The organism is Enterococcus saigonensis (assembly GCF_011397115.1).
Taxonomy (GTDB): domain Bacteria; phylum Bacillota; class Bacilli; order Lactobacillales; family Enterococcaceae; genus Enterococcus_C; species Enterococcus_C saigonensis.
Genome location: NZ_AP022822.1, coordinates 834989 through 860582 on the forward strand (window position 1 = coordinate 834989; position 25594 = coordinate 860582).

A 25594-nucleotide genomic window follows, 5' to 3' on the forward strand; every position below is an offset into this window, starting at 1 on the left:
TTTTATGGGAAAATAAGAAATGAACAAAATTAAGGTAATTTGATAACATTTTCGCTATCTTTATCAAAGAAGTGTGCTTTATTGATATTGAAAGCAAGGTCAATGAATTCACCTGGTTTATGGAAGTCTCGAGCATCCACTTTTGATACAAATTCAGTTTCACCAGTTTTTGTATACAACATTGATTCTGCACCAAGTAATTCTGATACAACGACTTCTGCGTTAACCGTTGCTTCTGGTGAAGCGTCAATTGCGACTTGCTCAGAGTGAATATCTTCTGGACGAATACCAAAGATAACTTCTTTGCCTTCATAACCTTTTTCAACTAAAATTTTATTTTTTCCTTCTGGAATACGTAATTTTAAGCCGTAACCGTCTGTAATTACACCGTTATTTAATGTAACGTTGAAGAAGTTCATAGCAGGAGAGCCAATGAAACCTGCAACAAAGACATTAACTGGTGTATCATATACTTCTTGAGGTGTTCCGATTTGTTGAATAAAACCATCTTTCATGATAACAATTCGGTCAGCCATTGTCATAGCTTCAGTTTGGTCATGGGTAACATAAATTGTCGTTGTGTTTAAGCGTTGGTGTAATTTTGCGATTTCAGCACGCATGGCAACCCGTAATTTTGCATCTAAGTTTGACAACGGTTCATCCATTAAGAAGACTTTGGCATCCCGAACAATGGCACGACCTAAAGCAACCCGTTGTCGTTGACCACCAGATAGAGCAGCTGGCTTACGGTCTAAATATTCTTTTAAGCCTAAAATTTCAGCAGCGTTTTCAACACGTGTTTTAATATCTGCTTTGTCATATTTACGCAATTTTAAACCAAATGCCATGTTATCAAATACAGTCATATGTGGGTATAGGGCGTAGTTTTGGAATACCATGGCGATATCGCGATCTTTTGGCGCCACATCATTCATCACTTTGTCGCCAATTGATAGTTCACCTTCTGTAATATCTTCTAGACCTGCAATCATCCGTAAAGTTGTTGATTTACCACAACCTGAAGGTCCAACAAAAACAATGAATTCGCGATCTGCAATATTTAAATTAAAGTCAGTAACGGAATAGTTTTCCGCATTATCATATTTTTTATAGACATGATTTAAAGCCATTTGTACCATGATTATTACCTCTTTTTCTTTTTATTATTTGCTATGCACCTAGTATATATGTAACCGTTTTTATTTGTTAGGTCAGAGTGCACAAAAGGAGTCCTATTTTTTGTGCACTTTTTTGAAAATGGTTTCATTTTAATGTTGGAGTGTTCTGCTAGATTTTAAAGTTCGACTTTCAGCCTTTTTTATGGCCTGTCAAAGCAGTTAACAAAAAAATTATTTTTTTATTGACAAAAAATTTTGATTAGCGTAAACTTCATTTCAACAAGTAAATAGTATTCGTTGATGAGGAAAGTAAGTTTGGCGGACATTTTAGAGAGACACTGCTTGGTGGAAAGTGTTATGGACAAAATACTGAAAATGGCCTTGGAGAAAAAGTTTGTCGATAAGTAGGCAGCTTCGGAAGCGTTCCACCGTTAAAAGGAACACCAATCTCTATAAATATTAGATGTTGGGCAGAGGAAAGCATTGCTTTCAAATTAAGGTGGTAACACGATCATTCGTCCTTTTACAGATTAATCTGTAAAAGGATTTTTTTATTTTAATATTACTTACAATGATTAAGTAAGTAGACAATGAATTTTTTTAACAGAGAGCTTCGGTAGCTGAAAAGAAGTAAAAATGAAATTGTTGAAAATGGCTTATGAGTAAATTATTTTCGAGCTGAAAAGTAAGAAAATAACGGGTGCGCCCGCTAAAGCGCTAGAGTATGCTAGTACTTGAAGAGGGATTGAGTGCGAACTGAATCTAAAATGAGGTGGTAACACGCAAAAAGCGTCCTCAAGCAAAGAAAATTTCTTTGTTTGAGGATGCTTTTTTTATCGCAATTTTTTTGAAAGGATGAAAATAATGGGGCAAAAACGAATGTGATACTTTTAAAAAGACGAAAAAACGGATTTTTAGGAGGAAAGATATGATTGACTTAAAAAATATTTCGGTGACATTTTCGCAAGATAAAAATGAAGTAGTTCACGCCGTTTCCGCTGTAAATTTGCATATCCAAAAAGGAGATGTTTATGGAATTGTCGGCTATTCTGGAGCAGGGAAAAGTACCTTAGTACGGGTTATTAATTTATTGCAACGCCCAACCAGCGGCACGGTTACAGTTAATGGCACAGAGCTAACTACCTTGAAAGATAAAAAATTACGAGAAAAACGTAAAGAAATTGGGATGATTTTCCAACATTTTAATTTAATGAATAGTCGAACGATTTTTGAAAACGTGGCATTTTCTCTAAAATATACGGGAAAATCCAAACAGGAACGTCAAGAAAAAGTCAACGAACTATTAGATCTGGTGGGAATTCGCGATAAAGCCAATAGCTATCCTGCTCAATTATCTGGGGGACAAAAACAGCGTGTGGCGATTGCCAGAGCGTTAGCTAACGACCCGAATATTTTGTTATGTGATGAAGCTACAAGTGCCCTTGATCCAAAAACTACACTCCAAATTTTAGCTTTATTAAAAGATTTAAATAAGAAATTGGACTTAACAATTATCTTAATCACCCATGAAATGCAAGTAGTTAAAGAGATTTGTAACAAAGTTGCTGTCATGGAGGCAGGTGAAATTATTGAAAAAGGGAGCTGTATTCAAGTTTTTAGCCAGCCAAAGCAAGCGTTAACCCGGGACTTTATTCGAACCGCTACTCATATTGACCAAGCTTTGGAAACTATTTTGAATAGTGCAAAGTTTAGCCACTTAACAAAAAGCGAATGGTTAGTAGAATTGGCGTATGTAGGAGATCAGACCAATGAACCGTTGATTGCTCAATTATACAGTCGCTATCAAGTGACGACCAATATATTATATGGCAACGTGGAAATTATCCAAGATGTACCATTGGGAAGTTTGGTTGTTACTTTAGCTGGTGAAGAAAATCAGCGCCGGCAGGCTTTAAAATATTTACAAAGACTAGGAGTTTACACGAATGTTTTAAAATATACAGAAGAAAGCGCCAGAGTTATGAATGGAGGTTTTTAGAATGCAGGTAGTAGAAAAGTATTTTCCAAACGTTTTTGCTATACCAGACGAGTTTATTGAAGCTACAAAACAAACTTTATACATGTCATTTTGGACGGCGCTAGTTGGCGGTATTTTAGGAATTTTATTAGGTGTTGTTTTAGTAGTAAGTCGTCCTAATGGTATCTTACAAAATCGCCCGTTATACAATATTTTCGATAAATTAATTAATATTGTACGTTCTATTCCCTTCATTATTATGTTGTCTCTTTTAGCTTTGGTAACTCGCTTTGTCGTGGGAACAACGATTGGGGAAAAAGCAGCGTTAGTTCCTTTAGTAGTGGGAGTAGTTCCATTTTTTGCTCGTCAAATTGAAAATGCCTTATTAGAAGTTGACCCAGGAGTAGTGGAAGCAGCGCAAGCGATGGGAACGAGTCCGGCGGGAATAATATTTCGCGTGTATTTGTTAGAGGGATTACCGGGAATTGTCCGGGTTAGTGCATTAACAATTATTAACGTGATTGGCCTAACCACAATGGCAGGAGCTGTGGGTGCTGGAGGCTTGGGAAATTTAGCTATTTCTCGAGGCTATAATCGCTTTCAAACAGATGTTACGATTGTCGCAACCTTATTAATATTAATCTTGGTTTTTATCAGTCAATTTATAAGTAATCAAATTATTAAAAAAATTACTCATTAGAATAAGAACTTATTTGGAGGAATAGAAAATGAAAAAATTAATCAAAGTAGGCTTTATCGCAGTTGCATTGTTGTTTGTTGCCACAGGCTGTTCAAAAGGAAATGCCAAAGCAAAGGATAACTCAAAAGAGACGACGGTCAAATTGGGGGTAATTGGTTCAGATACAGATGTTTGGGATAATGTGAAAGAGCGTCTCAAAAAAGAAGGTATTCATTTGGAATATGTAAAATTTACTGACTACAATCAACCAAATGCAGCGTTAGCGGATAAATCGATTGATTTAAATGCTTTTCAACATCAGTTTTTTCTAGATAACTACAATAAAGAACATAAAACTGATCTTGTATCCATTGGCAATACCGTTAATGCACCACTGGGAATCTACTCTGACAAAATTAAAGATATAAAAAATTTAAAAGATGGTGCGAAAGTGGCAATTCCAAATGATGTAACAAATGGGGGACGGGCGTTACTTCTTTTACAAACAGCGGGTTTAATTAAAGTAGATCCTGCTAAAAAACAAACACCAACAGTTTCAGATATTACGGAAAACAAAAATGATTTAAAAATCACGGAATTAGATGCTGCGCAAACAGCTCGAGCATTATCAGATGTTACTATTTCTGTTATTAATAGTGGCGTTGCCGTAGATGCTGGATTTACACCAACAAAAGATGCAATTTTCTTAGAACCTGTAGACGACAATGCACGGCCTTATGTCAATATTATTGTAGCGCGAAAAGAAGATGCAAATAATAAAGTTTATCAAAAAATTGTGACAGCTTATCAAACAAAAGAAACGGAAAAAGTAATTGCTGAAACGTCTAAAGGCTCTAGTGTGCCAGCTTGGGAAACTTTTGGTCGTAAATAATTAGCTTAATATTTTAACAAAAGAAAAAATGAGACTGACTTTAGAATGAGTAAGATTAGCTTATAATCTATAAATTAAGGAGTGAAGTGTATGGCAACTACAACTACTAGAACACAACACATTGAAGAATTTATTGCGGCAAGTTTACCAACTTATAAAGAAATTGCGTTAGATATTCATCGTCATCCTGAAGTTAGTAATTATGAATTTTATTCTTCAGATGTACTAATTAAGCAATTAGAAATAGAAGGTTTTACTGTTAAAAAAGATGTTGCTGGACACCGAACAGGATTTGATGCTCGCTTTTTAACTGGTAAACCAGGACCAGTGATTGCCTTTTTAGCTGAATTTGATGCGCTGCCGGGGATTGGGCATGCTTGTGGGCACAATCTTTTTGGCACGTATTCTGTATTAGCAGCAAGTGCATTAAAAGATTTAATTACAGACTTGGGTGGTGAAATACGAGTTTACGGTACTCCTGGTGAAGAAGGAGGAGAAAATGGTTCAGCAAAGGGAAGTTTTGTACGAGAAGGTTTCTTTGCTGATGTAGATGCCGCCTTGTGTGTTCACCCAGCACATCGTTATGGCAAAACAACCGCTTCTTTAGCAAATGATCCGGTTGATATTAAATTTTATGGACGCGCCGCCCATGCAGCAGGGGCCCCAGAAAAAGGAATTAGTGCGTTAGAAGCCCTGTTACAGGTTTTTAATGGAATCAATAGCTTGCGATTGTACTTGCCAAAAGATGTGAATATTCACGGAATTATTACTGATGGTGGTGTTGCTGCTAATGTTATTCCTGAATACGCTGCAGCTCGTTTTTATTTACGGGCAAAAAATCGGGGTACATTAAATGAAGTCTATCAAAAAGTAGAAAATATTGTGAAAGCTGCTGCACTTGTTACAGGGGCAACTTATGACTTTGGTCTTTTCCAAAATTCGGTGGATGATGTGATTGTCACCCCAAGTTTTGACGAACTATTCTTTCAACATGTCGCAGAGCTTCAGATACCAGCAGGAAAAATCGAAACACACGTACGGACAAGTTTAGGATCTTCTGATGTTGGAAATGTCAGTCAAGTTGTGCCAACAATCCAACCAACTGTTTCAATTTCTGATGATTACATTGCGGGACATTCTGAAGAATTTAAAGCCGCCGCTAAGAGTGAGAAAGGGTTGGCGTCTATTGGTATTGCTGCAGAACTATTAGCTAAAACGGCATTGGACTTATTTGAACAACCTGAACTATTGACTAAAATCAAGCGCGAGCATAAAGAAAGTTTAACCAAAGGAAACTAAATATTGTGTACCATTGTGGGCTAATTGTAAACCTGCGCCAAGAAACTTTTTGGCACAGGTTTACAATTTCATTTTATATCAGAAAAAGAGGAAATGAGTAGGTGACAAAACATTAAATCATCCATTTTTTTCAAGTCTAAACCTGTGGCTTCTTGAAATTTATCAATACGATAGCTAATCGTGTTTCGGTGTAAAAATAAGGTTTTAGCAGCAGAACTAACATTGCCTTGTGCCTGCCATAAAGCTTCTAAGATAGCAGTCATTTCGGAATCGCTAAACCATAATTCAAATAAATTTTTAAAAAGTGTTACTTTTTGCATCGGCTCAAAAATAAAATAATCAATAGCCGAATTAGATAAGGTGAAATTTTGCTGACTATTGTTACGATGAGCTTGCTGTAAAAATATTTGTCTTTCTGTCTGGAAATCTGGGGCTAATTTTTCATCCGATTGATGGAAACTCCCAATAAAAACTTGACTGTAACAGTTAAAGTCACTATCCAGAGCTTGAAAAATACTAAAGAGTTCGCTGGTAGAAAAGTTACTAATTTCTTTATTTTCTACCAAAATAAAGGTATCTTGACTGAGCCAAAAAGCATCTGCCACGGCCTGAATGATGTCAGTTGCAGCTTGCTGCCAAGTTTCTTTTTCAAAATCTTTGCCACTTTTTATTTTTACTTGCAAAATACGAACTTGGTGAGTATTTGGGGTTTTATCTCCCTTGAATAAAATGCGATACCAGCGGTGAGAAGTAGAATTTTCAGGTTCTTTGACAGGATTTGCCAAGAGCTGTAAAAGATTGCGTTCATTGCTTGTTAATGTTTGTGCAAGTAAAATGGCAAAGCCTTCATCCAAACGAAGACAATAAAATTTTGGATCATCTAGTGGTGTATTGCTAAAACGAGCATTTGGATAGATTTGTTGAATTTTATCAAACGTCATAATAAGCTCCTTTTACATTCAGTGTCTTTATTTTACAAGGTGCTTAAAAAAATGCCAAGACGTTTATTTTGCTAACGCACGAACAGCAATAATATTTTTATTTTGTGCTAAGCCATCAATAATTTCTGCTGAAGTTTCTTCATTAATAAATGCAATAGCATAATTTTTTCGAAAAACTTTTACATCATCTTGCGTGTCAACATAATAATCTGTCGTAATGGCTTTTATCCCTCGTGCTTTAAAAAAATCATGAATAAAGATTTCGGCTTCAACTGGATTAATGTATTTAATTTGAAAATTTTTATTTGTTGGTACATGTACAATTTTTTTCAATAGGACCAAGACGGCGATAACAGCAACAAAACTTAATAATGCAATAGCGTAATAGCCCATACCGATTGCTAATCCAAGCCCAGCCGTTGCCCATAAAGAAGCTGCGGTGGTCAATCCACGAATAGAGTGGTGGGTTACAACAATTGTACCTGCTCCTAAAAAACCAATTCCACTAACGACTTGTGCAATTAAGCGGGCTTGATCTGCGCGAATAACAGTTGCAATTTGAGGGTTGCTTCTAGCAAAAATAACAGCTTGCGCAGCAATTTCTTGCTGCATCATGGCAATAACACAAGCGCCAATTCCAACTAAGATATGGGTTCGCATTCCAGCGGGGCGGTTTTTTTGTTCGCGATCAAAACCGATAATACCACTGGTTATAATCACTAAACCAAGACGGCATAAAATTTCCCATACACTGACACGAAACATAAAATCTCTCCTTTCATTATATTTAGCAGCTCTCATTTCGAATTTTTTTAATGTGTATTGAAAGAATAGATAGTAGCAGATTATTTCAAAAATACTTAAAAAAATAAACAGCATCCTTTCTTCCACTATAATCTTCTGTTAAAAATTCCGCAAATAAAATTCAAAATTTGGACAAAAGCAACGCTACTTCATTGCAATTTTATACAAAAGCCTTTTAAATTACCTTTTTTAACGTACTGTAACATGTTACGGGAAATGTAACATGTTTTCTTTGCGCCAAGCTGCTTTCTAAAAGGATGAAACCCCTTTCTAAATTATTGGTGTAACGTTATGCTGAGTATGTCAAAAGCATTACTCGAGTAAAGACAATCATATTAATTATCTAAAGGAGCGTTATACCATGCAAAAAAGAGATTTTATCGACACAAATGAATTTACCAAAGAAGAAATTGAATATTTAATCGCATTAGCTTTAAAAATTAAAGATAGTATTAAACATGGTCATTATCCTTTATTACTTAAAAATAAAACATTAGGAATGATTTTCGAACAATCTTCAACTCGTACGCGTGTTTCTTTTGAAACAGCAATGACACAACTTGGTGGACATGCCCAATATTTGGCACCTGGTCAAATTCAATTAGGTGGACATGAGAGCTTAGGGGATACTGCCCGAGTATTATCTCGCTTAGTTGATATTTTAATGGCACGCGTAGAGCGACATGAATCTGTTGTTGCGCTAGCAAAAGATGCTACTATTCCTGTTATTAATGGTATGAGTGATTACAACCATCCAACCCAAGAATTAGGGGATATTATTACAATGACTGAACATTTACCTGCGGGTAAAAAATTATCTGATTGTAAAATCGTTTTTGTAGGGGATGCTACACAAGTTTGTGTATCTACTATGTTTATGGCAACTAAGATGGGAATGGACTTTGTGCAATTTGGTCCTAAAGGTTTCCAAATTAAAGAAGAAACATTAGCAATCGGCAAAGAAAATGCTAAAAAATCAGGTGGTAGTGTTCTAATCACAGAAAATGCTGAGGAAGCATTGAAAGATGCGGACTTTGTATACACAGATGTTTGGTATGGTCTATATGAAGCAGAATTATCAGAAGAAGAACGGATGAATGTTTTTTATCCAAAATATCAAGTAAACGATGATTTAATGGCAAAAGCGGCACCTCATGCGAAATTCTTACATTGCTTACCAGCAACGCGTGGGGAAGAAGTGACTGATGAAGTGTTGGATGGCAAACAATCTATTGTTTTAGACGAAGCAGAAAATCGTTTAACAGCTATGCGTGCATTGTTAGTATACTTCTTAAACCCATATTTGGACTATGCTGACGATGCTTTAGCAGCAAAATTTGACGGAGAATTGCAATATATGTTGCAACCAAAACGTCAATTCGAACGTAAAGACTAGAAAATTTTCTAAAATTTGAAAAGTCATTGCAAACTTGTCATCTTTAGTAACGATGTCAAGTTTGCATCAGTTTTTCATTTTGGCTCATTGAAAGGAGCACAATTATGAAGGAAAAGAAAAAATTTCGTCTTTTTGATGCGGTCTTAATGGCCGTTGTGGTTATTCTAGTAGTAGAATCAGCAGCGCCAGCTGCGGCAATTGGATCCTCGCAATTCTTCTGGTGGGGGTTATTATTAATTTTATTTTTCCTCCCTTATGGTTTAATTTCAGCAGAACTTGGTACAACTTACGATGATGAAGGTGGTATTTACGATTGGGTAAAAAAAGCCTATGGACGTCGCTGGGGGGCACGCGTAGCCTGGTTTTATTGGATTAATTTTCCAATTTGGATGGCGAGTTTAGCTGTGTTGTTCCAAGAAGTTTTAAGCCAAATTTTCCAATTACATTTAAGTACACCCGTTTTAATTTTCATTCAATTAATTTTTATTTGGTTTGTAACCATTATTAGTTGTTACCCTGTTAGTGATAGTAAATGGATTTTAAATCTAGCGGCCTTTGCCAAAGTAGCGATTATGGTTTGTTTGGGTATCTTAGGCATTTATCATGCGGTTACAAAAGGAATGGCCAACGATTTTTCCGGTGCTGCGCTATTACCTAAATTTGATATTCAAAATTTAAGCTTTTTATCGGTTATTTTATTTAACTTTTTAGGTTTTGAAGTTGTAACTACTTTAGCTAGTGACATGGACAATCCTAAAAAACAAATTCCACAGGCTATTATTTATGGTGGTATTTTAATCGCTTTCTTCTACCTATTTGCAGCATTTGGGATGGGAGCAGCTGTACCAGCCGATCAACTTTCAGCTTCAGGCGGTTTGATTGATAGTTTTATTTTGTTAGTGGGCGGATTAAATCCATTTGTCGTGATTATTGGTATTTTATTTATGTACACATTAGCGGCAAACTTAATTTCTTGGGCGCTTGGCGTTAATTATGTTGCATTGTATGCGGCTAAAAACCAGGATATGCCAGCAATTTTTGCCAAAGAAAACCCTAAAAATGATATGCCAGTAGGTGCTTCGATTGTAAATGGTGTGATTGCATCTATTTTAGTTGTCGCAGCGCCGTTTATTCCAAACGAAAATATCTTTTGGGCGTTCTTCTCATTGAATGTAGTTGCGTTGTTACTTTCTTATATTATGATGTTCCCTGCCTTTTTAAAATTACGCAAAGTTGATCCCAACGCTGTGCGTCCTTTTAAAGTGCCTGGTCCAAACTGGCTAATGAAAGTTATAACATTTATTCCAATGATTTTGTTAATCATTACTTTAATTTTTTCTGTTGTGCCACTGGATGCAAGTGCTGCAGAAATGAATGCTAAAATTCCAGTCTTAGTTGGTACAATCATCGCTTTTGTTATTGGCGAGATTGTTATTCACTTTTCAGCAAAAGAAAAACATGAAAAAGGAGTTATTACAGATGAAAACAATCGATAGTTCACCACGTCAAGATGGATTTAAAATGCCTGGTGAGTTTGCGCCCCATGAAGGAGTTTATATGTTATGGCCACAACGTCCAGATAACTGGCGGGATGGTGGTAAACCTGCCCAACAAGCTTTTGTGGCGGTGGCAAAAGCAATTGCTGAATTCGAACCTGTCACAATGGGTGTCAATTTAGATCAATATAACAATGCTCGCCATATGTTACCTGAAAATATTCGCGTAGTAGAAATCGCAAGTGATGATTCTTGGGTACGAGATTGTGGTCCGACTTTTGTCACAAACGGCAAAGGCGAAACCCGCGGCGTTGATTGGACTTTTAATGCTTGGGGAGGATTAGTTGATGGTTTATATTTCCCTTGGGATAAAGACGATCAAGTAGCTCAAAAAATTTGTGAAAATGAACGAAAAGATCGCTATCGTTTAAATGATTTTGTTTTAGAAGGCGGTTCTATCCATGTAGATGGCGAAGGTACTTTAATTACAACAGAAGAATGTTTGTTATCAGAAGGACGTAATCCACAGTTATCCAAAGAACAAATTGAAAATATTTTAAAAGAATATCTAAATATCGAAAAAGTAATTTGGTTAAAACGTGGAATTTATTTAGATGAAACGAATGGTCATGTAGATAATATTGCAAATTTTGTCGCTCCTGGCGAAGTCGCCTTAGCATGGACAGATGATGAAAGTGATCCACAATACGAAATTTCAAAAGAGTGTTTGGATATTTTAGAAAGTGAAACGGACGCTAAAGGTCGTAAAATCAATGTGACAAAATTATATGTACCAAAACCAATTCTAATTAACGAAGAAGAAAGTGGGGGAGTTGATGCAGTAGACGGGACTCTACCACGTCAAGTTGGTGACCGTTTAGCAGCCAGTTATGTGAATTATTATACTGCTAATGGCGGTGTTGTTTATCCGTTGTTTGATGATCCAATGGATGAAAAAGCAAAAGAAACTTTACAACAATTATACCCAGATCGTAAAATTGTTGGCGTTTATGCCCGTGAAATTTTATTAGGTGGCGGGAACATTCATTGTATCACCCAACAAATTCCAAAAGGGGAGGCATAATGATGACAAAAACAGTTGTCGTAGCTTTAGGTGGCAACGCAATTTTAACTGATGATCCAACAGCTGCTGGACAGCAAAAAGCCTTAGCAAAAACTGCAACTTCTTTAGTGAGTCTAATTGAAGCGGGGTATAAAGTGATTATTTCCCATGGCAATGGTCCACAAGTAGGAAATTTGTTATTGCAACAAAAAGCAGCAGCGTCAAAAGAAAATCCGGAAATGCCATTGGATACTAGTGTTGCCATGACACAAGGTAGCATTGGTTATTGGTTAACACAAGCTTTGGACAATGAATTAAAAAAACGAGGTCTCAAAAAGCCTGTTGTAGCTCTTTTAACGCAAGTTATTGTTGCAGCTGATGATGAAGGTTTTGTTAATCCAACCAAACCTGTTGGTCCTTTTTTGACAGCAGAAAAAGCAGAAGCTGAAATGAAAATGAGTGAAGCAACTTATAAAGAAGATGCAGGACGTGGGTGGCGCAAAGTTGTTGCTTCGCCTAAACCAATCGGAATCGTTGAAGCTCAAACAATTAAAACGCTACTTGCAACCGATATTTTAGTTGTCGCAGGTGGTGGCGGGGGGATTCCAGTTATTACTACAGATGCAGGGTTAGTTGGAGTAGAGGCAGTAATTGATAAAGATTTTGCTTCTGAAAAAATTGCTGAAATTGTCAATGCAGATGAATTAATTATTTTAACTGGGGTTCCAAATGTTGCAGTTCATTTTAATACACCGGAACAAAAAAATCTTACAACCGTAGATATTGAAACTTTAGAAAAATACAAAGCAGCTGGTGAGTTTGCCCCGGGTAGCATGTTACCAAAAGTTGAAGCTGCATTAGCTTTTGTTAAAGCACGTCCGAAGGCCAGAGCAGTGATTACTTCTTTGGATAATTTAGACGCTTTGTTAAAAGAAGATGCAGGTACAATTATATATGGGAATCAAAGTTTAGAGCAAAAGAGTCATTTGAAAGACTACATTACCCATTAAGTGTTTTAAATATTAGCAAGAAAAAGCCGAGCCATTTGGTTCGGTTTTTTCTGACAAAAAATAAAAATTAATTTACAGCTATGGTATATTTAAAGTGCGATGTTAGAACAGTTATTACGATAGACAACTCAACTGGAAGTCAGTTGAATGAAGGAGGAAGCTTTGATGTTAGTAGAAACTTCACCAAGGCGAGATGGTTTTCAAATAATACCTGAATGGTTACCTCATAAAGAGTGTTACTTAATTTGGCCAGAACGATCAGATAATTGGCGATTAGGAGGAAAGCCTGCTCAAAAAAATTATCAGCAAGTGGCTGAAGCTATTAGCCGTTTTGAAAATGTTACTGTACTCGTTTCAAGACAACAGTTTTTAAATGCGCGGCATCAACTGCCCAATCATATTCGCGTCATAGAGATGAGTAACGATGATGCATGGTTAAAAGATACAGGACCGGTATTGGTAATGAACGCTCTGGGGAAATTACGGGGCGTAGATTTTCGCTTTAATGCATGGGGGGGGCTTTTAGATGGTTTGTTTTTCCCCTGGGATCAAGATGATTTACTAGCTCGTAAACTTTGTGATTTGGAACGGATTGATTATTATCAATTGAAAGATTTTGTTTTAGAAGGCTGTTCAATCCATACGGATGGTGAGGGCACGCTTTTTGCAACAGAAGAATGCTTGTTATCAGAAGGGCGTAACCCACAGCTTAAAAAACGAGCAATTGAAGAAATTCTAAAAGAATATTGTGGGATTGAGAAAATTATTTGGTTTCCAAGAGGTTTTTTTCTAGATGAAACAAATGGCGACATAGATAACTTGTTAAATGTTGTTCGACCAGGAGAAGTCGTTTTGACTTGGTGTGAAGATCCTAAAGACCCAATGTATGAAATTACACGCGAAGCTGAAGCTGTATTACAAAAGCAACAAGACGCAAAAGGTAGAAAGTTTACTATCCATAAATTAGAATTGCCGAAATCTTTGTATATTACTAATGAAGAGGCAGCAGGCGTAGACCCAGTCAATGGTATGTTGCCACGTTTTGCCGGAGATCGCTTGTCTGCGACGTATGTTAGTTATTATACAGCAAATCACGGTATTGTTTTTCCGCTTTTTGATGACCCTAACGATAAAAAAGCTAAAAGTTTACTGCAAAAACTCTATCCTGGTTATGAAGTTATTGGTGTTAATGCCCGAGAAATTTTACTTGGTGGCGGAAATATTCACTGTATCGCTCAAGGAATACCACAGCATGAAAGGTGAGAGAAACGATGGATTTTTTTGAAATAGTCAACAGTCATATTGCCGAATTGACTAAAAATGAACAAGTGCTGTTCGATTATGTCATTACAAATCTTGACAGCATTAAAAATAAAAGTATTCGCGAAGTTGCTGATGATTGTTTCGTTTCGACTACAACTTTTTTACGCTTCGTACGGAAGTTAGGCTTTTCTGGCTTTAGCGAATTTACAACAGTTATAAAATATACATTACTAAATAAAAAGACGATTCCTGACTCCTCACCTTTTGTTGTGAGTCAAAAAGACTATCGAGAAGAATATTTGAAAAATATGGTAGAATCTGTCCGGGTTATGGATACAGATAAAGTAACGCAAATTGTAGCTCAATTGCAAAAAAGGCCTAAAATTTTTCTTTTTGCTAAAGGTTTAAGTAAAGAAATTATGCGCTATATTAAGTATTTATATAACACAGCGGGTTTTTTTGTCATTTTTCCAGAAGATCACCAAACTCGAGCAATTGCCCAACAACAAGCTGAAAAGAATGATATTGTTTTTATTTTTAGTTATAAAGGGGAGGATTTGGAATTAATTGAGTGCGTGCGTAAAATGAAAAATCAAAATCATCCTCTAATTGTTTCGATTACAGGTGCAGATAATAATCTTTTACAAAATTCTAGCGATTTAAATCTCTATTTATTTACCGACGAAATCAGTTTAAACCATTTGGACATCACCTCCCATATTTCTATGGTGGCCTTGATGGAATTGATTTTATATCAGTTTATTGAAGCTAGCGGCAGTGAAAACTATCATTTGATATTCCGTTAATTTATGAACTACATATATCTAAATTGATAACAAGTCTTTCTTTTTTAGAATGTCTTGTTATTTTTTTGTTTTTTCAAGGTTATTGCTATTTATTTAAATTCATGTTTTAATGTGTTTGAAAACGCTAACAAGAAGGTGGAAAAATGATTTCAGAAACACAAAACCAAGCGCTTTACGGTATTTTAAAAGCTTATGAGCGACTAAAGCCATTAATGATTCATACACCGTTGGCTCCTAGTAATATTTTGGGGCAAAAAAAACAAGGTGACATTTATTTGAAATTAGAAAATTTGCAACGCACTGGTTCTTTTAAAGCTAGAGGAGCCTATAATAAATTAGCAACTTTAACACCAGATGAAAAAAAACGTGGGGTAATTGCTTGTTCGGCTGGAAATCATGCACAAGGAGTAGCTTTGGCGGCCTCTCTTTTGAAGATAAATGCGCGAATTTTCATGCCTGAAAGTGCTCCTAAAACAAAGATTTTGGCAACCGAAAATTATGGTGCTAAGGTGGAGCTAGTTGGAGAAACATTTGATGAAACAAAAGCTAGAACACTAGCAGAAGTAGCCAAAAGTGGGGAAGTCTTTGTTTCGCCTTTTGATGATTGTGCGGTTATGCAAGGACAAGGAACAATAGGAATTGAATTGTTACAAGACTTGCCAGAAGTTGATAATATTATTGTTCCTATTGGAGGCGGCGGTTTAATTGCTGGGATTGCACTAGCTGTTAAAGCCTATCGGCCCGAAGTCAAAATTATTGGAGTACAATCTTATCATGTTCACGGTATGATTTCGTCGATTTGGCAGCAAAAATTGATTGCAAATCGAAGTCAGAAAACATTAGCAGATGGTTGTGATGTAGCATTAGCAGGTGAATTGACTTATGAGATATTAAAAGAGCGAATTGATGAAACGGTGCTAGTAGAAGAAGAGGAGATTGAGCAAGCGATTCATTATTTAGCTTTAAAAGAAAAAGTTATTGCAGAAGGGGCGGGAGCCTTAAGTACAGCCGCAATTTTAAGCGGGCACATTGATCATTTATTACAAGGTAAAAAAACGATTGCAGTAGTCTCTGGCGGTAATATTGATTTTTCTGTTTTTAAAGAAATTATTTAAAAAAAGTAACGCTTAGTAATTACTAAGCGTTACTTTTCATTTTTTAAAAGCCTCGACCGCCACCTCCAAAAGTGCCACCGCCGCTAGAATTGGTACTGCTGCCGCCACCACCACTACTCGGATTATTTTTAGGGATACGTCTTGTAGTGACAAAGGAATTGATTAAGCGATTTTCATTTTCAGTTAGTTCCAGCTGTGTATTTTGCCGGAAAGGATATTTATAAGTTCCTAACTTTAGTTGATAGCGCGATTTGACAATAATGAAAAAAGCAACACTTCCTACTAAAGCTAAAGCAAAGGCGATTATTCCTTCCAATAGTGTAATAGTTTTATAATACGAAATTTTACCAGTCTTTTCATCAATACGATAATGTCCCCCAGGAACACCTTCATCTACATAGTTTGTCATCTGTTCTAAAAATATCTTACTTGCAGCGTAATAATCACCACCACTCATCTCAGAGCTGACTTTATCAAACAGTGCTTCTCGACGACTATCAGTTAAATAATCAATCATATTTCCTGAGGTTGCAATATACATTTCTCGTTGGTTTAGATCAATTAAAAAAACGGCGCCGTTTTGATTATTTCCTACTTTGTCACGTAAATACTCGTTGGCAAAGGTACGCGGTTGTTTCTCATTGGTATCTGTTGTAACAATGTAAATACCGCCTTTTATCTTTTCCTCTAATTTTTCAGCTTCTTGATTTAATTGAGTTAGTTGCTCTGTTTGGAAGACATTTGCTTGATCTTCTACATTCTCTAGTGCACCATAAGCGGGTAACGCAATTAAAAAAAAGAAAGCAGTAATAATGAAAGAAAAACAGCTATAAAAGTTTTTCATAGGAAATACCCTCCTAATAAAAACAACAAGAATAGACCTAAAAAGATACCTGCCGATACAAGTCCCAATTTTTTGTAACTAATAGGCAAAATACCGCTGACTTTTCCAGTCTGTCCATTCATAGCATAATAAAAGATCTTTTCAGTTGACTCTGAACTGCGATAGGTAACGAGCCAAACTGGCAATAACAAATAAGAAGTCTTAGTTTCTGTTAAATTGAGATCGTGTTGTGTTTTAGTAAATGTTGCGTAACTACCTACTGTTTCTTGCAATTTTTTCTCACCGTAATCAGCTAATTCTGCCATTACCTCGTCTTTTAAAGTATCATATTCAATATCCCGTTTTTCAGCTTGAAAGCCGGCAAGGTATTGATTTTGAAATGTTACTGCTTTTTCAAGTGGAAACGGTTGAACGCTTGCAACCATTTTTTGTGGTGTGTTTTTTGTCAACGCGTTTTTTACAAGTCCCTTAAAAGTGAGGTTTCCCTTACGACTGATGGCATATTGTTTTGTTTCCGTATATTCAATATCACCTATAATCCAGACTCGAATAGAAGTACCATTTCCCATCAAACTGCCATTACCTTTTGCGTCAACTTGCCAGTAAGGAAAATAAACACCAGTCAACTTTTCTACTTGACTTGCTGAAAAAAAATCTTTTGGTACAAAGAATTTTTTTTGAGCCCAATTCAAAAAGTCTGCAGTAGCTTTTTCTTTACTAATAGCAAAGGGTAAAACTTTGTCTGGTAAGAATTCACCGGATAGGCGCCCTTGTAGAACGACAGGATTATGGCAATAATAACAATAAGTTGCTGCAGTAGTAGCATCTGTCACAATTTCAGCACCACAATTGGGACAAAGGTATAGTTCCATATTTTTAGCGCCTATTTCTTCTGAAGTATCTAGATCATCTATCACAGTGTCAGTACTACTATTTGACTCTGTTGCATTAGAGACATCTTTTACCTCAGTTTTCTTTTCTGCTATATCAAGCGTACTTTTTTGTTTTGCCTCAAAGGCGCTTAGTTCGTCGACAGTAAAGACACTACCACAATAAGGGCAGTGAAACTGCTGATCATCTGGATTAAAAGTTAATGCCCCATTACAATTGGGACATTTATGGGTTAAGGCGTCCATAGCGTCACTCCTTATTTTTTCAGATATTGTAAAACTTTATGAGTTAGTCAATTGGGACGCCTTTAAATGGCTTTCCACATTCTGGACAGAATTTTGGAATTCCATTAGATAAGTCGACAATAGTGCCACATTCACTACATTTCATTTTTAAATCCACTTGTCCAGAAGCTGCTGGTTTTGGTGTACCACAATTACTACAGAATTTACCAGTATTTTCCGTGCCACATTGCGGACAAGACCAAACTTTACTGTCACTTTTTTCATTTTGTTTATTTAATTGTTGATTGTTTATTTGCTGCTGATTATTTTGACTGGCTTGATTTAAATAGCCGCCACTTGCATTCATACCCATTCCCATACCAAAGAATCCTGTTGCTGCACCAGCATCATTTTTACCTGCTGATTCCATGCCACGTGCTACTGATCCTTGCACGTATCCTTCGCGAATATTAGGATCGCCTAACATGGCACCTTCGTTCCGCATATTAATTAATTTAGTGGAATCATCCGTATAAGATATACTTGCAACAGCTACGGCAACAATTTCTATTCCGCGCAAAGTATTCCAGTCGTTATCTAAGACAGTTGCCATATATTTGCTTAGTTCCATACTTTTTGATGGGACATAAGAAATGCGCACACCATCGGCTGACATTTGGTTAATAGTTGTTTGAAGTGCAGTTAAGAATTCATTCAAATATTGTTCATTAATGTCGTCAATTTCCACTTGATCTTTATTTTTAGGAATAGCGTTGGTATAAAATAAAATTGGATCAGTAATTTTAATGGAGTAAGTTCCATGAGCTCTTAAAAATAATTCTGCATTGTAAAAATTATCAAAATAATTTAACGGCGCTGGTGTTCCAAATTTAATCCCCTTAATTTCTTGTAAATTAATATAGAAAACTTGTTGCTTTTGAGGCGTTGTCCCACCAAACTTGAAGCGGCTAAATGTTTCTTTAACGGCATCCTTTAAAGAACCGTTAAAAAGAGAGGGAGCGCTATCATTTTTGACAGTATAATAACCTTCTTCTGCGGTATAATCGATGATTTTTCCGCCATCAACTAAAAGCATCATCATATTTGGATAAACATGAATGACAGAGCCATCTGTGATTACGTCGCTGGTTCCTTTTTTATTAGCATTACGTTTGGCATCTTTTCTAACTTGGATTCCTTTTGTTAAAACGGTATTGTCGCCCATATTAGCTGGTTCGATTACCTCAAGCCATTGGTCGGCCAAACCACCTGTTACAGCTCCAGCTGCAGCTTTAATAATTCCCATATTGAAGATCCTCCTTTTTATGTCGTTGACACTTATTTCTGTTGGAAAAGTGTCTACTTATAATAAAATTATAGCATAGGAACAAAAGACTGCCTGCTTTGAGCAAACAAGATTTTAGAATTGATAAAACTACAGAGCAAAACTAGTTTTTTTAACAAAAATTGCGTATAATGAAAGATAGTGAATTTAAAGAGAGTGAGGCAAAATATGGCCTATCAAGCCCTATATCGTGTTTGGCGTTCACAACGTTTTGATGACGTAGTTGGACAAGATGCGATTACGCAAACCTTAAAAAATGCGATCAGTCAACAAAAGATTTCCCACGCATATTTATTTACTGGGCCACGAGGGACAGGAAAGACCAGTGCAGCTAAAATTTTTGCTAAAGCTATCAATTGTCCCAACAGTCGTGATGGAGAGCCATGTAATGAATGTGCTAATTGCCGTGCTATTACCAATGGTCAATTTGATGATGTTATTGAAATCGATGCGGCAAGTAATAATGGCGTTGACGAAATTCGCTTTTTAACCGAACGTGCTAATTATTCCCCAACCAAGGGTAAATACAAAGTTTATATTATCGATGAAGTTCATATGCTTTCTAGCGGAGCTTTCAATGCGTTATTAAAAACGCTAGAAGAACCAAGAGAAAGTCTTGTTTTTATCTTAGCAACTACAGAACCTCATAAAATTCCTGCAACAATCATCTCTCGGACCCAGCGATTTGATTTTAAACGAATTGACGCCCATGCTATTGTGGGGCGAATGCAGTATATCTTAGAAGAAAGCAATCAGCCTTATGAAGAGCAAGCGCTAGAAATTATTGCTCAAGCCGCAGAAGGGGGCATGCGCGATGCTTTGTCGATGTTAGATCAGGCAATTTCATTTGCCGATGGCACAGTTACTTTGGCAGATGTGATGACCGTCACGGGCAGTCTAACGTATGAAATGATGGATCAACTTTTAGATCATTGTTTCCAGCATGACGCAGGGGCAGCGCTAACAGATTTAGCTGCTATCTTAGCTGAAGGAAAAGAAGCACGGCGTTTACTTGAAAATTTATTGGTCTATTGTCGCGATTTATTACTATACCAAAAAGCGCCACAGTTGTTACAACAAAAATCAGGACACTTAACTACTGCTTTTAAAGAGTTGTCTCAGCAACTAAGTAGTCAACACATCTTTGCTTGGATTAAAATTTTGAATGAAACACAAAACGAGGTACGCTTTACAAATAGTCCGACGATTTATTTGGAAGTCTGTATTGTTAAATTAGCTGAAATGCAAACAGCTATAGTACCTGTCCCTTCAGCTGTTGCTGATACCAGTAATTCAGAGGCAATGTTAAGCAAGGATAATCCTGTTATTACAGCGTTAAAGCAAAAAGTTGAGCAAATGGCACAAGAGATAAAGCAACTTCAAACAAGTTCAGTGCAAAAACAAGAACCAGTAACGCCAAAGGCACTTGAAAAAAATCGCAATCGGCAGCAAAACAATTTACGCGTTCCCCGTAATCAAGTCTTCCAAGTTTTAAAAGCAGCGACAAAAGATAATTTACATCAAACACAAAATGTCTGGGAAGATTTATTGGCGAGTTTGCCAATTACCAAAAAGGCCGTTTTACGTCAAGGTCAGGTCAGGGCTGCTAGTGCAAATGGAATCGTTGTGACCTTTGATTATGAAATTATCTGCCAAAAAGCGATTGCAGATGAAGAAATGAGTCAGTTGATTGGCAACAATTTAAGCAAGATGATTCCTGATTATGCGCCACAACCGGTCTATTTAACCAGTGCTGCTTGGCAAGAGCTAAGAAGAGAGTTCGTTACGGCCCAAAAAAATGGTAGTCTATTAGATGATGATGTGCAAGATGAGCTTTCTAAAGAAAATAAGCAAGAAAAAAAGCAAAAAACTATTACCAATGAAAAGACACCAGCAAACCAGCCTACTGTGGATATAACAGAAACTGGTATTTTGGATGATGATTTACTGAATCATCTACCACCAGAACCAGCTGAAGTAGAAGACCCCGCACAAAAGGCAGTCGCTTTGTTTGGCTCAGATGTGGTAAAAGTAATTGACGATTAATCTAAATTTTAAAAACTGAAGGAGTGGTTAATATGATGCGTGGCATGGGAAATATGCAAGGCATGATGAAACAAGTACAAAAAATGCAAAAGGAAATGACAAAAGCACAAGCAGCTTTGAATGAAAAAGAATTTATTGGTGTTTCTACAAATGAATACGTACAAGCAACGTTTACTGGTGATCGTAAGATGATTGGACTAGAAGTTGTACCAGAGGTTATTGATCCTGAAGACAGTGAGATGTTGCAAGATTTAGTTATGATGGCAGTAAATGACGCACTAAGTAAAATTGAAAAAGAAACTGAACAAACTTTAGGTAAATATACAAAAGGCATGCCAGGATTTTAGAAAATGACATGTCACAGCAGTTTTAGCTAAGGAGAAATGTCTATGCAGTATCCAGAACCAATTGCCAAATTAATTGACAGCTACATGAAACTGCCAGGAATTGGACAAAAAACCGCAACGCGGCTAGCTTTTTATACAATTGATATGAAAGACGAGATTGTAAATGAATTTGCTAAATCACTTTTAAGTGTGAAACGCGATCTACATTTTTGTAGTATTTGCGGCAATATTACAGAAGAAGACCCCTGTCCAATTTGTTCAGATCAAAGTCGCGACCGTAGTACAATTTTGGTTGTTGAAGAGCCAAAAGATGTGATGGCTATGGAAAAAATGCGAGAATATCATGGTTTGTACCATGTTTTACACGGTGTTTTATCTCCAATGGAAGGGACTGGGCCAGAAGATATTAATGTGCCGAGTCTATTAGAACGATTACACGATGATGAAGTAAAAGAAGTAATCCTGGCAACAAATGCTACCACTGAAGGAGAAGCGACAGCTATTTATTTATCACGGTTAATTAAACCGGCTGGTATTAAAGTAACGCGGTTGGCTCACGGTCTGTCTGTTGGTAGTGATATTGAATATGCCGACGAAGTAACACTTTTAAAAGCTGTTGAAGGCCGCCGTGAGTTATAAAGTTTTAAAATTTAGATTTTTTTTGTACAATAATGTTAATAGATAATTGGAGGATAAACTTGTGAACGGATTATTTATCACGATTGAAGGACCAGACGGCGCGGGTAAAACGAGTGTTGTCAACGAATTATTTCCTCGTATTCAGCTGATTGCCAAACGTGGCATTGTTAAGACACGGGAACCTGGCGGTGTAAAAATTGCCGAAAAGATTAGAAAAATTATTTTAGATCCTCGTAATGAAGAAATGGATGATCGTACAGAAGCGTTATTATATGCAGCAGCTAGACGACAACATTTGGTTGAGGTTATTATGCCGGCTTTAAATGCTGGTAAAATCGTGATTTGTGATCGTTTTGTGGATAGCTCTTTGGCTTACCAAGGTGCTGGGCGTCGAATTGGTATTCCTGAAATTGCCAAAATTAACGAATTTGCAACAGAAGGATTGAAACCAGACTTCACACTTTATCTGGATGTTGATTCAGATACTGGTTTAAAACGGATTGAGAATTCTCGTCAGGGAGAAGCAGACCGATTAGAAATTGAAAGTTTGGAATTTCATCAACGGGTGCGGCATGCTTATTTGAAACTAGCAGAAGAAGATCCGATTCGAATTCATAAAGTTGACGCACGTATGAGTTTACAAGATGTCGTAGATGCTAGTTTTACAGCTATTACCGAAGCATATCCTCAATTTTTCTAAAAAGCATATCAAAGCGTTCAATGTTTTTGTGTAAATATAATTATTGGATGAACGCGTTTGTTCAAGCTGATAAAGTTTCAGCTTAGTAGTTGAAGTAGTTTGGAAAGTCTTTCTCATTAAAAGGAGGCAATTTTATGAAATTAATTATGGCAATTGTACAGGATAAGGATAGTAATCGTTTGGCTAATGAATTTATTGATAATAATATTCGTGCGACAAAGTTATCATCAACTGGCGGATTTTTAAAAGCTGGTAACAGTACGTTCATTATTGGGATTGAAGATGAGCGTGTGCAAGAAGCACTTGAGCTAATTAAAAAAACTTGTCAATCAAGAAAGCAATATGTTTCGACACCTATGTCGTTAGATATTTCACTAGATGGGCAAGTACCTTATCCAGTAGAAGTGGAAGTTGGGGGAGCAACAGTTTTTGTACTACCAGTAGAAGGTTTCCATCAATATTAAGGAGCAAGTAAAATGACAGAGCGAGAATTTTTGTTGGAAAATGAGCCTCTGGTCTTTGCCCAAATGAAAAAAAGTGTGGAGCATGAGCGTATGGCTCATGCTTATCTTTTTGAAGGGGAAAGCGGCACTGGTAAACATCAAATGAGTATGTGGCTTGCCAAACGCCTTTTTTGTACGAATGTCGTTGATAATGAACCGTGCAACACTTGCAATAATTGTACTCGGATTAGTTTAAATGAGCATCCAAATGTTCAGGTAATAAAACCAGAGGGACAGACGATTAAAGTCGATCAAATGCGGCGTCTACAGAATGAATTTAGTAAAAAAGGTTTTGAATCGAAGCGACAAATTTTTATTATTTCAGAAGCGGAAAAAATGAATGTTAACGCAGCAAATAGTTTGTTGAAGTTTTTGGAAGAACCACAACCGGGACTTTTGGCTATTTTAGAGACAAGCGCTTTGGGACGAATTTTACCGACAATTCAATCGCGTTGTCAACTCATTCATTTTACTTCGTTATCCAAAGAAAATTTCAAAGAACAATTGAAAAATGAGGGTGTTGGCGCAAAAAGTGCAGCATTACTTGCAAGCCTTACCAATAGCTATGAAAAAGCAATTGAATTCTCACAAGATGAATGGTTTAATAGTGCTAAGGATGCTGTTTTAACTTGGCATCGTTATCTTGAAAAAGCAGATTTACAAGCTTTTATTTTTGTTCAAAAGAAGTTGTTGCCTTTGGCTAAAGAAAAGGACCAGCAGTTTACGCTATTACAAATGTTGTTGTTTTATTTTCGTCAGCAACGAGAAAAAACAATTACAAATAGCTTGCAGTTGCAAAAGACTAATGAAATTTTAGAATTAATTTTGCAAGCAGAACAAAAACTAAGAGCAAATGTTGCCTTTCAAAATGTATGTGAACAATTGGTTTTACGAATTGTTCGTCTTTCATAAAAAGAGTTACTATTGTTTGCTATTTTAATTTTATAGTAAAGGAGGGAAAAGAATGGAAGTAGTAGGCGTTCGCTATAAAGAAGCAGGTCATATTTACTATTATCGACCTGCTAAGAATCAGACATATCGTTATGAAGAAAAAGTCATTGTTGAATCCCAGCAAGTGAAACTAATGGCAGAAGTTGTCATTCCAAAAGTGGAAATTGATAGTACCGATTTGCCAGATCAAGTGCTGCCAATTTTACATAGTGCAACGAGTGCGGAGTTGCAGCGGGCGGCTCAAAATGAAGAAGACGCAAAGGCAGCTTTTGTAATTGGTAAAAAGAAGATAAGACACCATGAATTGGCAATGAAACTAGTGTCTGTGGAATATACGTTTGACCGTAGTAAAATGATATTTTATTTTACTGCTGACGGACGGATTGATTTTCGAGAACTGGTAAAAGATTTGGCTAGTGAATTTCGAACTAGAATTGAATTGCGCCAAATTGGCGTTCGTGATGAAGCTAAGTTATTAGGTGGTATTGGCCCTTGTGGTAGAGCGTTATGCTGTACTACTTTTTTAGGAGATTTTATTCCTGTTTCGATTAAAATGGCCAAAGATCAAGGGCTGTCTTTAAATCCAACCAAAATTTCTGGTTTGTGTGGCCGCTTAATGTGTTGTTTAAAATACGAAAATGATGAATACGAAGCGGCGAAACGTGAGTTGCCTGATTATGGCAAAGAAATTGATACGCCAGATGGTAGAGGAAAAGTTATCGGTTTGAATTTATTAAATCGGGTTGTAAAAATCCGTTTATTCCAACGGGAAACACCGGTGGAATATCATTATGATGAACTAAAAGAATTTGAGGCAGAACAGTTAGACAAAGTAAAAACCTCAGCCGATGAAGCAAAAAAAGCAGGTGATGCTAGTGAGCATGGACAAACGTGATATTTATGATGGTTTAAGTAATTTAGAATTAGATTTAGAAAGTTCTTTGCAACAATTAACGGCGATGAAAGCAGCGTTACAAGAAATTGTTGAAAAAAATACGACTTTGGAGTTGGAAAACCAAAAATTACGGGAATATCTACAAGAGTTAAAAGAAGAAAATGCTGCAGAAGAAGTGAAACAAGGCATGTCTAAATCCCGCATGAATTTGGAAAAAATTTATGAAGAAGGTTTTCATATTTGTCGTGAATCCTATGGTGCAAGAAGAGAAAATGATGAACAGTGCGTTTTTTGTTTGGAAGTCTTGTATCGCGAAAGTCAAAACTAAGGGTGAAAGAATTGATTGGGA

At 36.5% G+C, this 25594-nt stretch carries 25 protein-coding genes and 2 other annotated features; of the genes, 19 read left to right on the top strand and 6 right to left on the bottom strand.

Annotation, left to right across the window (positions count from 1 at the left end):
• Nucleotides 1-29: 29 nt before the first annotated feature.
• Nucleotides 30-1139, bottom strand: a complete 1110-nt coding sequence (locus EsVE80_RS03875) for an ABC transporter ATP-binding protein (RefSeq protein WP_173102525.1) — start codon at nt 1137-1139, stop codon at nt 30-32.
• Between the two features lie 267 nt (nt 1140-1406).
• Nucleotides 1407-1644 (top strand) — a binding site (T-box leader).
• A gap of 36 nt (nt 1645-1680) precedes the next feature.
• Nucleotides 1681-1918, top strand: a binding site (T-box leader).
• Nucleotides 1919-2046: 128 nt separating this feature from the next.
• Between EsVE80_RS03875 and EsVE80_RS03880 the strand changes: the two genes are divergently transcribed.
• The 4 genes from EsVE80_RS03880 to EsVE80_RS03895 all read left to right on the top strand — a co-directional run bounded on the left by EsVE80_RS03880 (nt 2047) and on the right by EsVE80_RS03895 (nt 5966).
• Complete coding sequence (locus EsVE80_RS03880; RefSeq protein ID WP_173102526.1) at nt 2047-3117, top strand: methionine ABC transporter ATP-binding protein; 1071 nt, start codon at nt 2047-2049, stop codon at nt 3115-3117.
• 1 nt (nt 3118) lies between these two features.
• Nucleotides 3119-3796, top strand: a complete 678-nt coding sequence (locus EsVE80_RS03885) for a methionine ABC transporter permease (RefSeq protein ID WP_173102527.1) — start codon at nt 3119-3121, stop codon at nt 3794-3796.
• A 28-nt stretch (nt 3797-3824) separates the two neighbouring features.
• Nucleotides 3825-4667 (top strand): MetQ/NlpA family ABC transporter substrate-binding protein, encoded by an 843-nt coding sequence (locus EsVE80_RS03890; protein ID WP_173102528.1) that lies wholly within the window; start codon nt 3825-3827, stop codon nt 4665-4667.
• Nucleotides 4668-4757: 90 nt separating this feature from the next.
• Nucleotides 4758-5966 carry a M20 family metallopeptidase gene (locus tag EsVE80_RS03895; RefSeq protein WP_173102529.1) on the top strand — a complete coding sequence of 403 codons (1209 nt, stop codon included), beginning with the start codon at nt 4758-4760 and terminating at the stop codon, nt 5964-5966.
• A 68-nt stretch (nt 5967-6034) separates the two neighbouring features.
• Here the strand turns inward: EsVE80_RS03895 and EsVE80_RS03900 are convergent, their stop codons facing one another.
• Both EsVE80_RS03900 and EsVE80_RS03905 read right to left on the bottom strand, forming a co-directional pair.
• Nucleotides 6035-6907 carry a helix-turn-helix domain-containing protein gene (locus tag EsVE80_RS03900; RefSeq protein ID WP_173102530.1) on the bottom strand — a complete coding sequence of 291 codons (873 nt, stop codon included), beginning with the start codon at nt 6905-6907 and terminating at the stop codon, nt 6035-6037.
• Between the two features lie 63 nt (nt 6908-6970).
• Nucleotides 6971-7672: an MgtC/SapB family protein gene (locus EsVE80_RS03905; RefSeq protein ID WP_173102531.1), complete on the bottom strand. Its 702-nt coding sequence runs from the start codon at nt 7670-7672 to the stop codon at nt 6971-6973.
• Nucleotides 7673-8072: 400 nt separating this feature from the next.
• On the opposite strand from EsVE80_RS03905, the gene ptcA reads away from it, so the two are divergent.
• From ptcA to EsVE80_RS03940, 7 genes are all read left to right on the top strand, one after another.
• Nucleotides 8073-9107 carry a putrescine carbamoyltransferase gene (gene ptcA / locus EsVE80_RS03910; protein ID WP_173102532.1) on the top strand — a complete coding sequence of 345 codons (1035 nt, stop codon included), beginning with the start codon at nt 8073-8075 and terminating at the stop codon, nt 9105-9107.
• 104 nt (nt 9108-9211) lie between these two features.
• The gene (locus EsVE80_RS03915) at nt 9212-10603 is read left to right on the top strand and encodes an APC family permease (protein WP_173102533.1); all 1392 of its coding nucleotides are present in this window, start codon (nt 9212-9214) and stop codon (nt 10601-10603) included.
• Complete coding sequence (gene aguA, locus EsVE80_RS03920; protein WP_173102534.1) at nt 10587-11687, top strand: agmatine deiminase; 1101 nt, start codon at nt 10587-10589, stop codon at nt 11685-11687. The genes EsVE80_RS03915 and aguA (EsVE80_RS03920) overlap by 17 nt, the downstream gene beginning before the upstream one ends.
• A gap of 2 nt (nt 11688-11689) precedes the next feature.
• Entirely contained in the window at nt 11690-12676 is a 987-nt protein-coding gene (gene arcC, locus EsVE80_RS03925; RefSeq protein WP_173104115.1) for a carbamate kinase, read from the top strand.
• Between the two features lie 165 nt (nt 12677-12841).
• The gene (gene aguA / locus EsVE80_RS03930; RefSeq protein WP_173102535.1) at nt 12842-13939 is read left to right on the top strand and encodes an agmatine deiminase; all 1098 of its coding nucleotides are present in this window, start codon (nt 12842-12844) and stop codon (nt 13937-13939) included.
• An 8-nt stretch (nt 13940-13947) separates the two neighbouring features.
• Complete coding sequence (locus EsVE80_RS03935) at nt 13948-14745, top strand: MurR/RpiR family transcriptional regulator (protein ID WP_173102536.1); 798 nt, start codon at nt 13948-13950, stop codon at nt 14743-14745.
• 143 nt (nt 14746-14888) lie between these two features.
• Nucleotides 14889-15860, top strand: coding sequence for a pyridoxal-phosphate dependent enzyme (locus EsVE80_RS03940; RefSeq protein WP_173102537.1), 972 nt, complete (start codon nt 14889-14891; stop codon nt 15858-15860).
• A gap of 43 nt (nt 15861-15903) precedes the next feature.
• Here EsVE80_RS03940 and EsVE80_RS03945 read toward each other — a convergent pair whose 3' ends face one another.
• The 3 genes from EsVE80_RS03945 to EsVE80_RS03955 are packed head-to-tail and all read right to left on the bottom strand — an operon-like array spanning nt 15904 to nt 19125.
• Nucleotides 15904-16704: a TPM domain-containing protein gene (locus tag EsVE80_RS03945; RefSeq protein WP_173102538.1), complete on the bottom strand. Its 801-nt coding sequence runs from the start codon at nt 16702-16704 to the stop codon at nt 15904-15906.
• A complete protein-coding gene (locus tag EsVE80_RS03950) occupies nt 16701-17840 on the bottom strand; it encodes a TFIIB-type zinc ribbon-containing protein (protein WP_173102539.1) in 1140 nt (379 codons plus the stop codon). Before EsVE80_RS03950 ends, EsVE80_RS03945 begins: the two co-directional genes overlap by 4 nt.
• 43 nt (nt 17841-17883) lie before the next feature.
• Nucleotides 17884-19125, bottom strand: coding sequence for an SPFH domain-containing protein (locus EsVE80_RS03955; protein WP_173102540.1), 1242 nt, complete (start codon nt 19123-19125; stop codon nt 17884-17886).
• A 207-nt stretch (nt 19126-19332) separates the two neighbouring features.
• Between EsVE80_RS03955 and dnaX the strand changes: the two genes are divergently transcribed.
• From dnaX to EsVE80_RS03995, 8 genes are all read left to right on the top strand, one after another.
• Nucleotides 19333-21210 (top strand): DNA polymerase III subunit gamma/tau, encoded by a 1878-nt coding sequence (dnaX, locus tag EsVE80_RS03960; RefSeq protein ID WP_173102541.1) that lies wholly within the window; start codon nt 19333-19335, stop codon nt 21208-21210.
• Between the two features lie 32 nt (nt 21211-21242).
• Entirely contained in the window at nt 21243-21557 is a 315-nt protein-coding gene (locus tag EsVE80_RS03965; protein WP_173102542.1) for a YbaB/EbfC family nucleoid-associated protein, read from the top strand.
• A gap of 42 nt (nt 21558-21599) precedes the next feature.
• Nucleotides 21600-22196, top strand: coding sequence for a recombination mediator RecR (gene recR / locus EsVE80_RS03970; protein WP_173102543.1), 597 nt, complete (start codon nt 21600-21602; stop codon nt 22194-22196).
• Between the two features lie 61 nt (nt 22197-22257).
• A complete protein-coding gene (gene tmk / locus EsVE80_RS03975; RefSeq protein WP_173102544.1) occupies nt 22258-22896 on the top strand; it encodes a dTMP kinase in 639 nt (212 codons plus the stop codon).
• A 134-nt stretch (nt 22897-23030) separates the two neighbouring features.
• Entirely contained in the window at nt 23031-23360 is a 330-nt protein-coding gene (locus EsVE80_RS03980) for a cyclic-di-AMP receptor (RefSeq protein WP_173102545.1), read from the top strand.
• A 12-nt stretch (nt 23361-23372) separates the two neighbouring features.
• Nucleotides 23373-24311 (top strand): DNA polymerase III subunit delta', encoded by a 939-nt coding sequence (holB, locus tag EsVE80_RS03985; RefSeq protein WP_173102546.1) that lies wholly within the window; start codon nt 23373-23375, stop codon nt 24309-24311.
• 52 nt (nt 24312-24363) lie between these two features.
• A complete protein-coding gene (locus EsVE80_RS03990; protein ID WP_173102547.1) occupies nt 24364-25245 on the top strand; it encodes a PSP1 domain-containing protein in 882 nt (293 codons plus the stop codon).
• Nucleotides 25232-25573: a DNA replication initiation control protein YabA gene (locus tag EsVE80_RS03995; RefSeq protein WP_173102548.1), complete on the top strand. Its 342-nt coding sequence runs from the start codon at nt 25232-25234 to the stop codon at nt 25571-25573. The genes EsVE80_RS03990 and EsVE80_RS03995 overlap by 14 nt, the downstream gene beginning before the upstream one ends.
• Nucleotides 25574-25594: the final 21 nt, after the last annotated feature.

What these genes read in the sequence shown, in the direction of transcription:
- EsVE80_RS03875 (WP_173102525.1), bottom strand. Translation starts at nt 1,139, where the DNA reads ATGGTACAAATGGCTTTAAATCATGTCTATAAAAAATATGATAATGCG.
- EsVE80_RS03955 (WP_173102540.1), bottom strand. Translation starts at nt 19,125, where the DNA reads ATGGGAATTATTAAAGCTGCAGCTGGAGCTGTAACAGGTGGTTTGGCC.
- EsVE80_RS03940 (WP_173102537.1), top strand. Translation starts at nt 14,889, where the DNA reads ATGATTTCAGAAACACAAAACCAAGCGCTTTACGGTATTTTAAAAGCT.
- EsVE80_RS03965 (WP_173102542.1), top strand. Translation starts at nt 21,243, where the DNA reads ATGATGCGTGGCATGGGAAATATGCAAGGCATGATGAAACAAGTACAA.
- EsVE80_RS03885 (WP_173102527.1), top strand. Translation starts at nt 3,119, where the DNA reads ATGCAGGTAGTAGAAAAGTATTTTCCAAACGTTTTTGCTATACCAGAC.
- recR (WP_173102543.1), top strand. Translation starts at nt 21,600, where the DNA reads ATGCAGTATCCAGAACCAATTGCCAAATTAATTGACAGCTACATGAAA.
- aguA (WP_173102535.1), top strand. Translation starts at nt 12,842, where the DNA reads ATGTTAGTAGAAACTTCACCAAGGCGAGATGGTTTTCAAATAATACCT.
- dnaX (WP_173102541.1), top strand. Translation starts at nt 19,333, where the DNA reads ATGGCCTATCAAGCCCTATATCGTGTTTGGCGTTCACAACGTTTTGAT.
- EsVE80_RS03890 (WP_173102528.1), top strand. Translation starts at nt 3,825, where the DNA reads ATGAAAAAATTAATCAAAGTAGGCTTTATCGCAGTTGCATTGTTGTTT.
- EsVE80_RS03905 (WP_173102531.1), bottom strand. Translation starts at nt 7,672, where the DNA reads ATGTTTCGTGTCAGTGTATGGGAAATTTTATGCCGTCTTGGTTTAGTG.
- EsVE80_RS03880 (WP_173102526.1), top strand. Translation starts at nt 2,047, where the DNA reads ATGATTGACTTAAAAAATATTTCGGTGACATTTTCGCAAGATAAAAAT.
- EsVE80_RS03915 (WP_173102533.1), top strand. Translation starts at nt 9,212, where the DNA reads ATGAAGGAAAAGAAAAAATTTCGTCTTTTTGATGCGGTCTTAATGGCC.
- EsVE80_RS03900 (WP_173102530.1), bottom strand. Translation starts at nt 6,907, where the DNA reads ATGACGTTTGATAAAATTCAACAAATCTATCCAAATGCTCGTTTTAGC.
- EsVE80_RS03995 (WP_173102548.1), top strand. Translation starts at nt 25,232, where the DNA reads ATGGACAAACGTGATATTTATGATGGTTTAAGTAATTTAGAATTAGAT.
- aguA (WP_173102534.1), top strand. Translation starts at nt 10,587, where the DNA reads ATGAAAACAATCGATAGTTCACCACGTCAAGATGGATTTAAAATGCCT.
- EsVE80_RS03950 (WP_173102539.1), bottom strand. Translation starts at nt 17,840, where the DNA reads ATGGACGCCTTAACCCATAAATGTCCCAATTGTAATGGGGCATTAACT.
- EsVE80_RS03935 (WP_173102536.1), top strand. Translation starts at nt 13,948, where the DNA reads ATGGATTTTTTTGAAATAGTCAACAGTCATATTGCCGAATTGACTAAA.
- ptcA (WP_173102532.1), top strand. Translation starts at nt 8,073, where the DNA reads ATGCAAAAAAGAGATTTTATCGACACAAATGAATTTACCAAAGAAGAA.
- EsVE80_RS03980 (WP_173102545.1), top strand. Translation starts at nt 23,031, where the DNA reads ATGAAATTAATTATGGCAATTGTACAGGATAAGGATAGTAATCGTTTG.
- arcC (WP_173104115.1), top strand. Translation starts at nt 11,690, where the DNA reads ATGACAAAAACAGTTGTCGTAGCTTTAGGTGGCAACGCAATTTTAACT.
- EsVE80_RS03895 (WP_173102529.1), top strand. Translation starts at nt 4,758, where the DNA reads ATGGCAACTACAACTACTAGAACACAACACATTGAAGAATTTATTGCG.
- EsVE80_RS03990 (WP_173102547.1), top strand. Translation starts at nt 24,364, where the DNA reads ATGGAAGTAGTAGGCGTTCGCTATAAAGAAGCAGGTCATATTTACTAT.
- EsVE80_RS03945 (WP_173102538.1), bottom strand. Translation starts at nt 16,704, where the DNA reads ATGAAAAACTTTTATAGCTGTTTTTCTTTCATTATTACTGCTTTCTTT.
- holB (WP_173102546.1), top strand. Translation starts at nt 23,373, where the DNA reads ATGACAGAGCGAGAATTTTTGTTGGAAAATGAGCCTCTGGTCTTTGCC.